The organism is Mycobacterium europaeum, from assembly GCF_002102155.1.
In the GTDB taxonomy this organism is placed as follows: Bacteria; Actinomycetota; Actinomycetes; order Mycobacteriales; family Mycobacteriaceae; genus Mycobacterium; species Mycobacterium europaeum.
This window is the reverse complement of record NZ_LQOU01000009.1, coordinates 1-14451: the sequence shown is the minus strand read 5'-3', so window position 1 is coordinate 14451 and position 14451 is coordinate 1. Positions and strand designations below refer to the sequence as shown.

Here is a 14451-nt window from a genome sequence, read left to right as displayed (position 1 = left end):
GTGCTCAACGGTGTGTCGACCGACGAGAGGACTGCGCTATGCCTGACAAGGGTGCCGGGAAAGACCAAGCCGATTTCTGGTTCGATCCGCTGTGCCCGTGGTGCTGGATCACGTCGCGCTGGATCCTCGAGGTGGAGAAGGTCCGCGACATCGAGGTGCACTTCCACGTGATGAGCCTGGCGATCCTCAACGAGAACCGCGAGGGCCTGACCGACAAGTATCGCGAGATGATGAAGCACGCCTGGGGGCCGGTCCGGGTGGCGATCGCCGCCGAGCAGGCCCACGGTGCCGGGGTGCTGCACCCGCTGTACACGGCCATGGGCACCCGGATCCACAACGAGGACAACAAGAATCTCGACGAGGTCATCAAGTTGTCCCTGGCCGACGCCGGCCTGCCCGCGGAGCTGGCCGAGGCCGCGCACAGCGACGCCTACGACGACGCTCTGCGCAAGAGCCACCACGCCGGCATGGACGCCGTCGGCGACGACGTCGGCACGCCGACCATCCACGTCAACGGGGCGGCGTTCTTCGGGCCGGTGCTCTCGAAGATCCCGCGCGGCGAGGAGGCCGGCAAGCTGTGGGACGCGTCGGTGACCTTCGCGTCTTACCCGCACTTCTTCGAACTGAAGCGGACCCGCACCGAGAAGCCCGAATTCGACTGATCGGTTGCCCGTGTAAGGATTGCGGGCATGCGCGTCTACCTCGGCTCTGACCACGCCGGATTCGAGCTCAAGCAACAGATCATCGAGCACCTGAAAGCGTCCGGGCACGAGCCGATCGATTGCGGTGCCTACACGTACGACGCCGAGGACGACTACCCGGCGTTTTGCATCGCCGCCGCGGTTCGCACGGTGGCCGATCCGGACAGCCTGGGTATCGTGCTGGGCGGGTCGGGCAACGGTGAGCAGATCGCCGCCAACAAGGTGCCCGGAGCCCGGTGCGCGCTGGCGTGGAGCGTGGAGACCGCGACGCTGGCCCGCGAACACAACAACGCCCAGTTGATCGGGATCGGTGGTCGCATGCACACCGTCGAAGAGGCGCTGGCCATCGTGGACGCGTTCCTGACCGCGCAATGGTCGAAAGCCGAACGCCACCAACGGCGTATCGACATCCTCGCCGAGTACGAACGCACCCACCAGGCGCCGCCGGTGCCCGGCGCACAGGGCTGAGGCGCCTATGCCCGAAGGGCACACCCTGCACCGGCTGGCCCGGCTGCACCAGCGCCGTTTCGGCGGGGCGCCCGTCGCGGTGTCGAGCCCGCAGGGCCGCTTCGCCGATGCGGCCGTGGTGGACGGGCGCGTGTTGCGCCGCACCAGCGTCTGGGGCAAGCACCTGTTCCACCACTATGACGGCGGCCCGATCGTGCACGTGCACCTGGGTCTCTACGGCGCCTTCACCGAATGGCCACGCGAGGACGCGGTCCTTCCCGCACCGGTCGGGCAGGTGCGGATGCGCATGGTCGGCGCCGACTACGGCACCGACTTGCGCGGGCCGACGGTGTGCGAGGTGATCGACGAGGGCCAGGTTTCCGACGTGCTGGCCAAGCTCGGTCCCGACCCGCTGCGCAACGACGCCGACCCGTCCTGGGCGTGGAATCGAATCAGTAAGTCCCGCAGGCCCATTGGTGCACTGTTGATGGATCAGACCGTCGTCGCCGGCGTCGGCAACGTCTACCGCAACGAGCTGCTGTACCGCCACAACATCGACCCGCTTCGGCCCGGCCGGGAAATGAGCGAGGCGGAGTTCGACGCGGCGTGGACCGACCTGGTGGCGCTGATGAAGGTCGGCTTTCGCCGCGGCAAGATCATCGTGGTCCGGCCCGAGCACGACCACGGACCGCCGTCGTATCGGGCCGGGCGGCCCCGGACGTATGTCTACCGGCGCGCCGGCGAGGCCTGCCGGGTGTGCGGGGATTCGATCCGCACGGCCGTCCTGGAGGGGCGGAACCTGTTCTGGTGCCCCACCTGTCAGAAATGACGGGCCGCGTCCGCCTCGACGCTAGATTACGCCGAGCGTTGCGTAGACCTGGTTGCTGAGGGCCAGGCTGCGCGGGTCCGCGTTGGCCTTGGTGGCGTCGAACCGGTTCGCCACGTACGCGTAGCCGATGCGGTGTTCCAGGTCGACGAAGCCGAAGGAGCCACCCAGGCCGCCGTGGCCGAAGATCCGCGGGTTGGGCCCGTTGACGCACCGCTGGTTGAGCATGTAGCCCAAACCCCAGCCGTGGTCGGCGACGCGCGGCCCCAGCACCAAGTCGGTCTCCAAGCCGCCCTGACACTCGCGCACGAGGTCCATGTGCTCGCGGCTGAGCACCTTCTCCTGCGCGAGCGCGTTATAGAACGTCGCCAACCCCAGGGCCGACACCTGCCCGTTGGTGCCCGGGAACTCGAGTTCGCGCCACAGCCGCAGGTCGTGGGAGCCGAGCTCGTCGTCGGGGGCGAAACCCATCGAGATCGACAGCCCCGCCTTGGGATGGTCGGCCAGGCTCACCGGGTAGCCGGGGGCCTGCGCGTCGGCCAGCAGGTCCCGGGCGTGCGGCTTGTTGACCCGCTCCGCGCAGCGGCGTTGTTCAGCCAGGGACAGGCCGATGTGGACGTCGGCGCCGAACGGTTCGGCGATCTCGGTGCGCAGGTATTGGCCGATCGTCCGGCCCGTGACGCGGCGGAACACCTCCCCGAGGATGAATCCGAACGTGGTCATGTGGTAACCCTGGGCGGTGCCCGGCTCCCAGTAGGGTTCGGCGGCCGCCAGCTGCCGGCAGACGAAGTCCCAGTCGGCGACGTCTTCCCAGCGCAACCGGGTGCGGGGGCCGATCACGCCGGACCGGTGGCACATCACCATCGCCAGCGTGATGTCCTTTTTGCCCGCCTGCCCGAACTCGGGCCAGTAGTGGGCGACCGGGGCCTGCAGGTCCAGCTCGCCGCGGTCGGCCAGTTGATGGACACAGGTGGCCGACAACCCCTTGGTCCCGGACAGGACCGTGGTCAGGGTGTTCTGCTGCCAGGGCCGGGTCTGGGCGGCGTCGGCCCAGCCGCCCCAGAGATTGACGACGAGGCCGCCGTCCACCCACACCGCGACGGCCGCGCCCACTTCGTCGCCCAGCCTGAAGTTGCGTTCGAACGCGTCGCGCACCCCGGCGAAGTCCGGCGCGCATGACCCGTGGATCGGCGCATCCGTTTCTGGGTCGCTCATGGCGCCTCTCTGTGGAGCAGATCCTTAACCCGAGCGGGCGACGGGAATCGAACCCGCGTAGCTAGTTTGGAAGACTAGGGCTCTACCATTGAGCTACGCCCGCATGTATTGGTCGAGCGTGACTGTAGCTGTCGACGAAGATCAAATCTAATCGATGCGGTCTTGTGATCGCTCCGTGAGGGTCTGCGAGGTCGCCGCGACGCCCGTGGCCAACCCGGGCTCGAGGGGCCTTAGGATCATCGAGGTCAGCGCGGGGTGTAGCGCAGCTTGGTAGCGCATCCGCTTTGGGAGCGGAAGGCCGCAGGTTCAAATCCTGTCACCCCGACCAGCACCACCCCGCGCCGCATGTACGCGGCCCACCGAACGCCAGGAACGACCACCGAGGAGCACCCCCGTGAAGAGCACTGTCGAGCAGCTGAGCCCCACCCGGGTCCGCATCAACGTGGAGGTGCCGTTCGCCGAACTCGAGCCCGATTTCCAGCGTGCCTACCGAGAGCTGGCCAAGCAGGTGCGGCTGCCCGGCTTCCGGCCCGGCAAGGCGCCGGCGAAGTTGCTGGAGGCCCGGTTCGGCCGGGAGGCACTGCTGGACCAGGTCGTCAACGAGGCGCTGCCGGCGCGGTACGGGCAGGCGGTCGTGGATTCGGAGGTGCAGCCCCTGGGTCAGCCCGAGATCGAGGTCACCAAGAAGGAGTATGGCGAGGAGCTGGCGTTCACCGCCGAGGTCGACGTCCGCCCCAAGATCGAGCTTCCGGACCTGTCCGCGCTGAAGATCTCGGTGGATCCCGTCGAGGTCAGCGACGAAGACGTGGACGCCGAACTGGAGTCGCTGCGCGCCCGGTTCGGCACCCTGACCGGGGTGGACCGTCCCGTGGCCACCGGTGACTTCGTCTCGATCGACTTGACGGCCACCATCGACGGCGAAGAGGTGCCGGGGGCCGCCGCGCAGGGGCTGTCCCACGAGGTCGGCTCGGGCCGTCTCATCGCGGGCCTCGACGACGCGCTGGTCGGTCTGTCCGTCGAGGAGTCCCGCGAGTTCACCGCGCAGCTGGCGGCCGGCGAACACGCCGGGCAGGACGCGCAGGTGACCGTCACCGTCAAGTCGATCAAGCAGCGCGAGCTCCCCGAGCCCGACGACGAGTTCGCCCAGTTGGCCAGCGAGTTCGACACCATCGACGAGCTGCGGTCCAACCTGCGCGAGCAGGTGGGGCGCGTCAAGCGCGCTCAGCAGGCCGACCAGATACGGAACGCCGCGCTGGACGCTCTCTTAGACCAGGTCGACGTGCCGCTGCCGGAGGCGATCGTCAAGGCGCAGTACGACAGCACCCTGCACAACGCCCTGCACGGCCTGGATCACGACGAGGCCAAACTCGACGAGGTGCTCGCCGGGCAGGGCAAGACGCGCGAAGAGTTCGAGACCGAAACGCGCACCGCGGCGGAGACGGACGTCAAGAGGCAGCTGCTGCTGGATGCGCTGGCCGACGAGCTGGAGGTCCAGGTCGGCCAGGACGACCTCACCGAGCGGCTGATGATGACGTCTCGCCAATACGGCATCGAGCCGCAGCAACTGCTGGGCTACCTGCAGGAGAACAACCAGCTGCCCGCCATGTTCGCCGACGTGCGGCGCGGGCTGGCCGTCGCTGAGGTGGTGCGGGCGGCGACGGTGACCGACAGCGGCGGGAACGCCATCGACACCGATGAGTTCTTCGGCAAGCGCGGGGAGGCCGACGATGCCGCGCCGACGGGCGAGGCTGACGAGGTCGACGAAGCCCCCGAAACCGAAGCGTCCGACGACGAAGCGGAGTGACCCGTCTTGACGCTGTGAGCGAAAGCGCCCAATTGAGGAGGAGCGTGACCGCGAAACGGTGGGCCAGGTTGGTTAGTGTCGGTGCATAGAAGAACTCGAGAAAGCAGGTAACCCAGTCGTGTCTGACATGCGTTCGCCCTCGCAGGGGCTCAACCTCACGGACTCGGTCTATGAGCGCTTGCTCTCTGAGCGCATCATCTTCCTGGGTTCGGAGGTGAACGACGAGGTCGCCAACCGGCTGTGCGCGCAGATCCTGTTGCTCGCCGCCGAGGACGCCGACAAGGACATCTCGCTCTACATCAACTCGCCGGGCGGATCGATCAGCGCCGGAATGGCGATCTACGACACCATGGTGCTGGCGCCGTGCGACATCGCGACCTACGCGATGGGCATGGCGGCATCGATGGGCGAGTTCCTGTTGGCGGCCGGCACCAAGGGCAAGCGCTACGCGCTGCCGCACGCCCGCATCCTGATGCACCAGCCGCTGGGTGGGGTGACCGGAAGTGCGGCCGACATCGCCATCCAGGCCGAGCAGTTCCACGTCATCAAGAAGGAGATGTTCCGGCTGAACGCCGAGTTCACCGGGCAGTCGATCGAACGCATCGAGGCCGATTCCGACCGCGACCGCTGGTTCACCGCCCCGGAGGCCCTGGAATACGGGTTCGTCGACCACATCATCACCCGCGCGGCCCACATCACCAACGGAGAAGCCCAGTGAGCACCCAGCACCCCATCCAGCCTCAGGCGCGCTACATCCTGCCGTCGTTCATCGAGCACTCCAGCTTCGGCGTCAAGGAGTCCAACCCGTACAACAAGCTGTTCGAGGAGCGCATCATCTTCCTCGGCGTCCAGGTCGACGACGCTTCGGCGAACGACATCATGGCGCAGCTGCTGGTGTTGGAGTCGCTGGACCCCGACCGCGACATCACCATGTACATCAACTCGCCCGGCGGCGGATTCACCTCGCTGATGGCGATTTACGACACCATGCAGTACGTCCGCGCCGACATTCAGACGGTGTGCCTCGGCCAGGCGGCGTCGGCCGCGGCGGTGTTGCTGGCCGCCGGAACGCCCGGCAAGCGGATGGCGCTGCCCAACGCTCGCGTGCTGATCCACCAGCCGTCGCTGCAGGGCGTGATCCAGGGACAGTTCTCCGATCTAGAGATCCAGGCCGCCGAGATCGAGCGGATGCGCACGCTCATGGAGACCACCCTGGCCCGCCACACCGGCAAGGACGCCGCGACCATCCGCAAGGACACCGACCGGGACAAGATCCTGACCGCGGAAGACGCCAAGGAGTACGGGATCATCGACACCGTCCTGGAGTACCGGAAGCTTTCCGCGCAGACCGCTTAGCGTTGTCGTGTCGGCATGCTCGCCGGCCACACCTTGGTCAGGACCGAATCGCTGGTCTGAGCCGATTGCGGCCGGCCGCGGTAGGGTGATTTCGTGGGGATCTGCCCATGCTTCGCCGGGTCGGTGTCTCCAGCGGAAGTGGGGTTCGGTCTGCGCACCAGCCTCGGTTGGGTCACGACCGCGACACGCCAAAGACACGCAAAGCGCGTCTTTCACGGGTGACGGGCAGCGTCTGGCTATATGTTTCATTCAGACGGGATCAGCATGACTCCCCCGAATATCATGGGCGCGATTCGGCCTTAATGGTCGCGTCGGGCCCGATCTAGCGGGTAGCGTCGGGGCATACATGCGGCACAGCAAGACGAACGGCGAAAAGGAAGTAGGCCCTCAGCACCATGGCGCGCATCGGAGACGGCGGTGACCTGCTGAAGTGCTCGTTCTGCGGGAAGAGCCAGAAGCAGGTCAAGAAACTCATTGCTGGTCCCGGTGTGTACATCTGCGATGAATGCATCGATCTCTGCAACGAGATCATCGAAGAGGAACTCGCCGACGCCGACGACGTCAAACTCGACGAACTGCCCAAGCCCATGGAGATCCGGGAGTTCCTGGAGGGCTACGTCATCGGGCAGGACACCGCCAAGCGAACGCTGGCCGTCGCGGTCTACAACCACTACAAGCGGATCCAGGCGGGGGAGAAGGGCCGCGACTCGCGGCACGAGCCGGTCGAGCTGACCAAGTCCAACATCCTGATGCTCGGGCCGACCGGCTGCGGCAAGACCTATCTGGCCCAGACACTCGCCAAGATGCTCAACGTGCCGTTCGCCATCGCCGACGCCACCGCGCTGACCGAAGCCGGCTATGTCGGTGAGGACGTCGAGAACATTTTGCTCAAACTCATCCAGGCCGCCGACTACGACGTCAAGCGCGCCGAGACCGGCATCATCTACATCGACGAGGTGGACAAGATCGCCCGCAAGAGCGAGAACCCCTCGATCACCCGCGACGTCTCCGGTGAGGGCGTCCAGCAGGCCCTGCTGAAAATCCTGGAGGGCACCCAGGCTTCCGTGCCCCCGCAGGGCGGCCGCAAGCACCCGCACCAGGAGTTCATCCAGATCGACACCACCAACGTGCTGTTCATCGTCGCGGGCGCCTTCGCCGGCCTGGAGAAGATCATCTACGAACGTGTCGGCAAGCGCGGGCTGGGCTTCGGCGCCGAGGTGCGCTCCAAGGCCGAGATCGACACCACCGATCACTTTTCCGACGTCATGCCCGAGGACCTGATCAAGTTCGGGTTGATCCCCGAGTTCATCGGGCGGCTGCCGGTCGTCGCGTCGGTGACCAACCTCGACCGCGAGTCGCTGGTCAAAATCCTGTCCGAGCCGAAGAACGCGTTGGTCAAGCAGTACACGCGGCTGTTCGAGATGGACGGCGTCGAGCTCGAGTTCACCGACGATGCGCTGGAGGCAATCGCCGATCAGGCCATCCACCGCGGCACGGGTGCCCGTGGTCTGCGCGCCATCATGGAAGAGGTCTTGCTGCCGGTGATGTATGACATCCCGAGCCGCGACGACGTCGCCAAGGTCGTGGTGACCAAGGAGACGGTGCAGGACAACGTGCTTCCGACGATCGTGCCGCGCAAGCCGTCGCGCACCGAGCGCCGCGACAAGAGCGCCTAACACAACCCGCGGTCGTAAAGCCGCGCTTTTGGGTACTAGATGCCCATGCCGGCCGCCGCTGAAGCCCCCAGCCTCGTGCCGCGCCGGCTGACGCGCGCGCTGGATCTGCTGAACTTTCTGCTGGCCGACGTCCGCGACGGGCTGGGCCCCTACCTGTCGATCTACCTGCTGCTGGCCCACCACTGGGATCAGGCGTCGATCGGGTTCGTCATGGCGGTCGGGGGGATCGGCGCGATCGTCGCGCAGGCCCCCGCCGGCGCGCTGGTGGACCGGAGCACCGCCAAGCGCGCGTTGATCGTCGGCGGCGCCTTGACCATCACCGCCGGTTCCCTGGCCATGCCGGTGTTTCCGGGCCTGTACTCGATCTCGGTTCTGCAGGCCCTGACCGGCATCGCCGGCTCGGTGTTCGCCCCCGCGTTGGCGGCGATCACTTTGGGCGTCGTGGGTCCGCGCTTCTTCGCCCGCCGGATCGGACGCAATGAGTCGTTCAACCACGCGGGCAACGCGTCGGCCGCGGCCATCACCGGCGGCTTGGCGTACTTCTTCGGCCCGGTGGTGGTGTTCTGGGTGCTGGCCGTCATGGCGGCCGCGAGTGTGCTTGCGACGCTGCGAATTCCGGGCGAGGCGATCGATCATGACGTGGCGCGGGGCATGGACCACGTGCCGGGTGGGCCGCACGAGACGCCCTCCCGGATGGGGGTATTGCTGCGCAATCGCAGGCTGATCATCTTCGCCGCGACGGTCATCGCCTTCCACTTCGCCAACGCGGCCATGCTGCCGCTGGTCGGTCAGTTGCTGGCGCTGCACAACAAGGACGTCGGGACCGCGCTGATGGCCGGTTGCATCGTGGCCGCGCAAGTGGTCATGGTGCCGGTCGCGTACCTGGCCGGAGCCAAGGCCGATTCGTGGGGGCGAAAGCCCATCTTCCTGCTCGGCTTCGCGGTCCTTGCCGCACGCGGATTTCTCTACACCCTGTCCGGCAACCCGTATTGGTTGGTCGGCGTGCAGCTGCTGGATGGCGTCGGGGCCGGCGTATTCGGTGCGCTGTTCCCCCTCGTCGTCCAGGACGTCACGCACGGCACCGGCCGGTTCAACGTGAGCCTGGGCGCCGTCACGGCCGCGACGGGGATAGGCGCCTCGGTGTCCAATCTCGTGGCCGGCTGGATCGTGGTGGCCGCCGGCTACGACGCCGCCTTCGCCTTCCTGGGGGCGCTCGCCGGCGCGGGCTTTTTGCTCTACCTGGTCGCGATGCCGGAGACGGCGCCGAAGGAATCGGCCGCATCGGGGAAAAGTGACCAATACCACAGTTTTCAACGGACCGCACCACCCTCCGCGCGCTGACATTGGCTTTAGGTGTAAAACCGCTGTATGCAACGGTTTAGAGACGATCGTTCTCCCCTAAATCGAGTGCCATAATTGGTACTAGCAGTGACACACAAGCTCGAGGGCGCGGGAGTCGCTTCAACGGCGCGTAACCTAAAACTCCAGCGAAGTGCCTATCCGGATAACGAATGGAAGGCGGATACGTGGATCCGAACGGCAGCGGGGCCGGGTCTGATTCTCACAACGGCTCGAATGGTTCCTCTTCCGGTGGCGGGTCGGACCGCCGGCGCCTGGAGCAGGTTGTCATTCGCTTCGCCGGGGACTCCGGCGACGGGATGCAGCTGACGGGCGACCGGTTCACCTCGGAGGCGGCGCTTTTCGGTAACGACCTGGCGACCCAGCCGAACTATCCCGCCGAGATCCGGGCGCCCGCAGGAACCCTGCCCGGGGTCTCCTCCTTCCAGATCCAGATCGCCGACTACGACATCCTGACGGCCGGTGACCGCCCCGACGTGCTCGTGGCCATGAACCCGGCGGCGCTCAAGGCCAACCTGGGCGACCTGCCGCGGGGCGGCATGGTGATCGCGAACTCCGACGAGTTCACCAAGCGCAACCTGACCAAGGTGGGTTACGTGACGAACCCGCTCGAGTCCGACGAGTTGTCCGAGTACGTCGTGCATTCCGTCGCGATGACCACGCTGACGCTGGGCGCCGTCGAGGCGATCGGCGCGTCGAAGAAGGACGGCCAGCGCGCCAAGAACATGTTCGCGCTGGGCCTGCTGTCGTGGATGTACGGCCGCCCGATCGAAACCAGCGAGAAGTTCATCCGGGAGAAGTTCGCCCGCAAGCCCGACATCGCCGAGGCCAACGTCTTGGCCCTCAAGGCGGGCTGGAACTACGGCGAGACGACCGAGGCGTTCGGCACCACCTACGAGGTCTCGCGGGCGACGCTGCCATCCGGCGAATACCGGCAGATCTCCGGCAACACGGCGATGGCCTACGGCATCGTCGCGGCCGGGCAGCTGAGCGACCTTCAGGTGGTGCTCGGCAGCTACCCGATCACGCCGGCGTCGGACATCCTGCACGAGCTGTCCAAGCACAAGAACTTCAACGTGATCACCTTCCAGGCCGAGGACGAGATCGGCGGCATCTGCGCGGCCATCGGCGCCTCCTACGGCGGTGCGCTCGGTGTCACGAGCACTTCGGGCCCGGGGATCTCGCTGAAGTCCGAAGCGTTGGGTCTGGCGGTGATGACCGAGTTGCCGCTGTTGGTCATCGACGTACAGCGGGGCGGGCCGTCGACCGGCCTGCCGACCAAGACCGAGCAGGCCGACCTGCTGCAGGCGCTGTACGGCCGCAACGGGGAGTCGCCGGTCGCCGTGTTGGCGCCGCGCTCGCCGTCCGACTGCTTCGCCGTCGCGATCGAGGCGGTGCGCATCGCGGTGTCCTATCACACGCCGGTGATCGTGCTGTCCGACGGCGCGATCGCCAACGGCTCTGAGCCGTGGCGCATTCCGGACGTCAGCACGCTGCAGCCGATCAAGCACACCTTCGCCAAGCCCGACGAGCCATTCCAGCCGTACAACCGCGACCCGGAGACGCTGGCCCGGCAGTTCGCCATCCCCGGCACCCCCGGCCTCGAGCACCGCATCGGCGGGCTGGAGGCGGCGAACGGTTCGGGCGCCATCTCCTACGAACCGGTCAACCACGACCTCATGGTCCGGTTGCGTCAGGCCAAGATCGACGGCATCTCGGTTCCCGATGTGGAAGTCGACGACCCGACCGGGGACGCCGAGCTACTGCTCATCGGCTGGGGCAGCTCGTACGGTCCGATCGGCGAAGCCTGCCGGCGCGCGCGGCGCAAGGGCGTCAAGGTCGCGCATGCGCACCTGCGCCACCTGAGCCCGTTCCCGGCGAACCTGGGCGACGTGCTGCGGCGCTACCCGATGGTGGTGTGCCCCGAGATGAACCTGGGCCAGCTGGCGCTGCTGCTGCGCGGCAAGTACCTGGTCGACGTGCAGTCGGTCACCAAGGTCCAGGGCGTCGCCTTCCTGGCCGACGAGATCGGGCGCGTCATCCGCGCCGCGCTGGGCGGCACGCTGGCCGAGATCGAGCAAGACAAGACGATGGTCGCCAGAATGGCGGCAGCGACGGTGGGAGCGGGAGCTAGCGAATGACCGACCTGATGGGAAATCTGGCGGGGACCGACCTGGGGCTGACCCCGAGGTTGCGGAAGAACGACGGCGTCCCCACCACGGATCAGCCGCAGAAGGGCAAGGACTTCACCAGTGACCAAGAGGTCCGCTGGTGCCCCGGCTGCGGGGACTACGTCATCCTCAACACCATCCGCAACTTCCTGCCTGAGCTGGGACTGCGCCGCGAGAACATCGTGTTCGTCAGCGGCATCGGTTGCTCCAGCCGCTTCCCCTACTACCTGGAGACCTACGGATTCCACTCCATCCACGGCCGCGCACCGGCGATCGCGACCGGGTTGGCGCTGGCCCGCGAGGACCTGTCCGTGTGGGTGGTCACCGGCGACGGGGACGCGCTCTCGATCGGCGGCAATCACCTGATTCACGCGCTGCGCCGCAACGTCAACATCACGATCCTGTTGTTCAACAACCGGATCTACGGGCTGACCAAGGGCCAGTACTCGCCCACGTCGGAGGTCGGCAAGGTCACCAAGTCGACACCCATGGGCTCGCTGGACCACCCGTTCAACCCGGTGTCGCTGGCGCTGGGCGCCGAGGCGACGTTCGTCGGCCGCGCCCTGGATTCCGACCGCAACGGACTGACCGAGGTGCTGCGTGCGGCCGCCGAGCACCGCGGCGCCGCGGTGGTCGAAATCCTGCAGGACTGCCCGATTTTCAACGACGGCTCATTCGACGTGCTGCGCAAGGAGGGCGCCGAGGAGCGGGTGATCAACATCCGCCACGGCGAGCCGATCACCTTCGGCGCCGACGGGGAGTACTGCGTGGTGAAGTCCGGGTTCGGCCTGGAATTCGCGAAGACCGCCGACGTGGCCGTCGACGAGATCATGGTGCACGACGCGCACACCGACGACTCGGCCTACGCCTTCGCGCTGTCGCGGCTGTCCGATCAAAACCTCGATCACACCGTGCTCGGCATCTTCCGGAACGTCAGCCGGCCCACCTACGACGACGCGGCGCGCTCCCAGGTGCAGACCGCGCGGGCCTCGAAGCCGTTCGACGATGCCGCCCTGCAGTCGCTGCTGCGCGGGCGCGACACCTGGACCGTCGACTGAGGTGGGCGAGACCGTGCCCGAGACGGCTGCACTGGCCGGGGTGGTGCTCGCCGGCGGCGCATCACAACGCATGGGCCGCGACAAGGCCAGCCTCCCGGTCCCCGCATCCGCGGGCTCCCAGGCGACCACGATGGTCGAGCACGTGGTCGGCATCCTCGGGCAGCGTTGCGACCCGGTCCTGGTGATGGCCGCCCAGGGCCAGCCGTTGCCGGAACTGCGGGCCCGAGTCATGCGCGACGAACTGCGCGGGTTGGGGCCGTTGCCGGCGACCGGGCGGGCGCTGCGCGCGGCCGCCGACGCCGGTGCCCGGCTCGCCTTCGTCTGCGCCGTCGACATGCCTTTCCTGGCAATCGATCTCATCGACGATCTCACCCGCCGGGCGCTGGAGACCGGCGCGGAAGTGGTGCTGCCGTGGGACGGCCAGGACCACTACCTCGCCGCGGTGTACCGGACCGACCTGGCCGACCGTGTCGACGCCTTGGTGGCGGCCGGCGAGCGCAGCATGCGCGCCCTGGTGGACGCGTCGGACGCCCAGCGCATCCTGACGTCGGATTCGCGGTCGCTGACCAACGTCAACACCGACGCCGAGTTGCGCGCCCTCGCGCAGCCGCGCAGCTGACCCGATCCGCACGCGAGCCCAACGCGGTTGGGCCGCGCCCGGATAGTTTTTCTGGATCGCCGGCAGCCGCCTTCGGGCACACGAAAATTGGCCGAGCCATTCGACATACGGCGAGTTTTCCTTTCGCTCCAAGAATGGCCGGGCGTACTAACTGTTTGGTGTACTAGTCGAATTCGACGCTCGATCGTGATCTGTTGCCACATAGCACTTTTCGGACGGAATGACGGCGCCTGTGTCGGCGACAGTGACGCCGGGGCGGCTCGCCGCCGGCCGCACGCCGCGGCCGGCGAGCAAATTGCACGGCCGAATGGCGCAAGGCTCGGTGGCCATGCGGTGACGACGTTCCGGTCGATCCCTGCTTAGTTACCGTACGGCCGCATATCTCTGAAATCGTTGTCCAGAAAGGACTTTCGGTGTTCCTGCCGTCGATCCGCGGGCGATGGGGATCTCCTGCGCGTTCGCTATTCGACCGACGCAAGTTAGCCAGCAGCGCAACGTAATTCGTCCGCATCGTCGGGCGTGGCGGATCGGCGGTATCGCGTAACTTGTTGTAAGCTACGCCGCTTCGCGCGCGGACCCCGGTCCGGTACAGCGAAACCGATCTCAACGCACTAGCGCAAATGCGTGTGCCAGTTCACAAAATGCGCGTGATTCGGGTCACGATTTGACAGCGATTGCGAATGTTGGGTACTTCGCGGAATTGCCGTGCTGACCTGCCAAAATGACGACGCGATTGCGCCGTGATCACCCCGTTACCGAAACGAGATGTCCGTTTTCCGAAGATGACGAATGCGGCTGGGTCTCGTACGGTCCCTGTTAGCCCACAACGGGTTACGGAAGAGTAACTGAAAACAGAATCACGGACCCGCGTGTGAGCGGGGCTGCGGACGGCGAAGCCCAGTCCGCGGCCGGTGGGTAGCACCCCGCCGGGCGTTTCGAGCCCACCGCTGTCGTGCCGGAACAAGTCGGCACGTTCCGAAGCAGGTTTTCCGCATCAACCAAAGACCGTCAGCCCACCCCCGTGGGCTTGCTTTGGCGCGCGCGCACCGCGAAAGGAAAGATATTGAAGAACGTCCGTAAGACGCTCGTTCTCGCCGCGGTCACAGGCACCCTCGTGACCATCCCGTCGGCCACCGCGACTGCGGAGCCGATGGGTTTCGACCCCAACATGGCGCCCGCCGGGGCGCCGGACGCGCCCCCGCCGCCCCCGGCTCCGGAC

12 protein-coding genes and 2 tRNA genes are annotated in these 14451 nt (G+C 67.0%); 12 read left to right on the top strand and 2 right to left on the bottom strand.

What is annotated here, in order from left to right; all coding sequences use genetic code 11:
* Positions 1–38 precede the first annotated feature (38 nt).
* From AWC03_RS03075 to AWC03_RS03065, 3 genes are read left to right on the top strand one after another with little or no spacing between them, the layout of a single operon-like run.
* Complete coding sequence (locus AWC03_RS03075; protein WP_085239064.1) at positions 39–662, top strand: mycothiol-dependent nitroreductase Rv2466c family protein; 624 nt, start codon at positions 39–41, stop codon at positions 660–662.
* 27 nt (positions 663–689) lie between these two features.
* The gene (locus AWC03_RS03070; protein WP_085239063.1) at positions 690–1169 is read left to right on the top strand and encodes a ribose-5-phosphate isomerase; all 480 of its coding nucleotides are present in this window, start codon (positions 690–692) and stop codon (positions 1167–1169) included.
* A 7-nt stretch (positions 1170–1176) separates the two neighbouring features.
* On the top strand, positions 1177–1977 hold the full coding sequence (locus AWC03_RS03065) for an Fpg/Nei family DNA glycosylase (protein WP_085239062.1): 801 nt from the start codon (positions 1177–1179) through the stop codon (positions 1975–1977).
* A gap of 21 nt (positions 1978–1998) precedes the next feature.
* Here the strand turns inward: AWC03_RS03065 and AWC03_RS03060 are convergent, their stop codons facing one another.
* Both AWC03_RS03060 and AWC03_RS03055 read right to left on the bottom strand, forming a co-directional pair.
* On the bottom strand, positions 1999–3189 hold the full coding sequence (locus AWC03_RS03060; protein ID WP_085239061.1) for a serine hydrolase domain-containing protein: 1191 nt from the start codon (positions 3187–3189) through the stop codon (positions 1999–2001).
* A gap of 32 nt (positions 3190–3221) precedes the next feature.
* Positions 3222–3292, bottom strand: a tRNA-Gly gene (locus tag AWC03_RS03055).
* A 148-nt stretch (positions 3293–3440) separates the two neighbouring features.
* Between AWC03_RS03055 and AWC03_RS03050 the strand changes: the two genes are divergently transcribed.
* From AWC03_RS03050 to mobA, 9 genes are all read left to right on the top strand, one after another.
* Positions 3441–3517, top strand: a tRNA-Pro gene (locus tag AWC03_RS03050).
* A gap of 66 nt (positions 3518–3583) precedes the next feature.
* Positions 3584–4993, top strand: a complete 1410-nt coding sequence (gene tig / locus AWC03_RS03045; RefSeq protein WP_085239060.1) for a trigger factor — start codon at positions 3584–3586, stop codon at positions 4991–4993.
* A gap of 127 nt (positions 4994–5120) precedes the next feature.
* Positions 5121–5711, top strand: a complete 591-nt coding sequence (gene clpP1, locus AWC03_RS03040) for an ATP-dependent CLP protease proteolytic subunit ClpP1 (protein WP_066958374.1) — start codon at positions 5121–5123, stop codon at positions 5709–5711.
* Complete coding sequence (gene clpP2, locus AWC03_RS03035; protein ID WP_085239059.1) at positions 5708–6349, top strand: ATP-dependent CLP protease proteolytic subunit ClpP2; 642 nt, start codon at positions 5708–5710, stop codon at positions 6347–6349. The genes clpP1 and clpP2 overlap by 4 nt, the downstream gene beginning before the upstream one ends.
* 395 nt (positions 6350–6744) lie before the next feature.
* Positions 6745–8025 (top strand): ATP-dependent Clp protease ATP-binding subunit ClpX, encoded by a 1281-nt coding sequence (gene clpX, locus AWC03_RS03030; RefSeq protein WP_085239058.1) that lies wholly within the window; start codon positions 6745–6747, stop codon positions 8023–8025.
* Between the two features lie 45 nt (positions 8026–8070).
* The gene (locus AWC03_RS03025) at positions 8071–9366 is read left to right on the top strand and encodes an MFS transporter (protein ID WP_142278313.1); all 1296 of its coding nucleotides are present in this window, start codon (positions 8071–8073) and stop codon (positions 9364–9366) included.
* 185 nt (positions 9367–9551) lie between these two features.
* Positions 9552–11525 (top strand): 2-oxoacid:acceptor oxidoreductase subunit alpha, encoded by a 1974-nt coding sequence (locus AWC03_RS03020; protein ID WP_142278312.1) that lies wholly within the window; start codon positions 9552–9554, stop codon positions 11523–11525.
* Positions 11522–12613: a 2-oxoacid:ferredoxin oxidoreductase subunit beta gene (locus AWC03_RS03015; RefSeq protein WP_085239055.1), complete on the top strand. Its 1092-nt coding sequence runs from the start codon at positions 11522–11524 to the stop codon at positions 12611–12613. The genes AWC03_RS03020 and AWC03_RS03015 overlap by 4 nt, the downstream gene beginning before the upstream one ends.
* A gap of 1 nt (position 12614) precedes the next feature.
* Positions 12615–13232: a molybdenum cofactor guanylyltransferase gene (gene mobA, locus AWC03_RS03010; RefSeq protein WP_142278311.1), complete on the top strand. Its 618-nt coding sequence runs from the start codon at positions 12615–12617 to the stop codon at positions 13230–13232.
* Positions 13233–14451: the final 1219 nt, after the last annotated feature.

Excerpts from the sequence above, each read along its gene's own strand:
- AWC03_RS03075 (WP_085239064.1), top strand. The coding sequence starts at position 39 with ATGCCTGACAAGGGTGCCGGGAAAGACCAAGCCGATTTCTGGTTCGAT.
- AWC03_RS03070 (WP_085239063.1), top strand. The coding sequence starts at position 690 with ATGCGCGTCTACCTCGGCTCTGACCACGCCGGATTCGAGCTCAAGCAA.
- AWC03_RS03065 (WP_085239062.1), top strand. The coding sequence starts at position 1,177 with ATGCCCGAAGGGCACACCCTGCACCGGCTGGCCCGGCTGCACCAGCGC.
- AWC03_RS03060 (WP_085239061.1), bottom strand. The coding sequence starts at position 3,189 with ATGAGCGACCCAGAAACGGATGCGCCGATCCACGGGTCATGCGCGCCG.
- clpP1 (WP_066958374.1), top strand. The coding sequence starts at position 5,121 with ATGCGTTCGCCCTCGCAGGGGCTCAACCTCACGGACTCGGTCTATGAG.
- clpX (WP_085239058.1), top strand. The coding sequence starts at position 6,745 with ATGGCGCGCATCGGAGACGGCGGTGACCTGCTGAAGTGCTCGTTCTGC.
- AWC03_RS03025 (WP_142278313.1), top strand. The coding sequence starts at position 8,071 with ATGCCGGCCGCCGCTGAAGCCCCCAGCCTCGTGCCGCGCCGGCTGACG.
- AWC03_RS03015 (WP_085239055.1), top strand. The coding sequence starts at position 11,522 with ATGACCGACCTGATGGGAAATCTGGCGGGGACCGACCTGGGGCTGACC.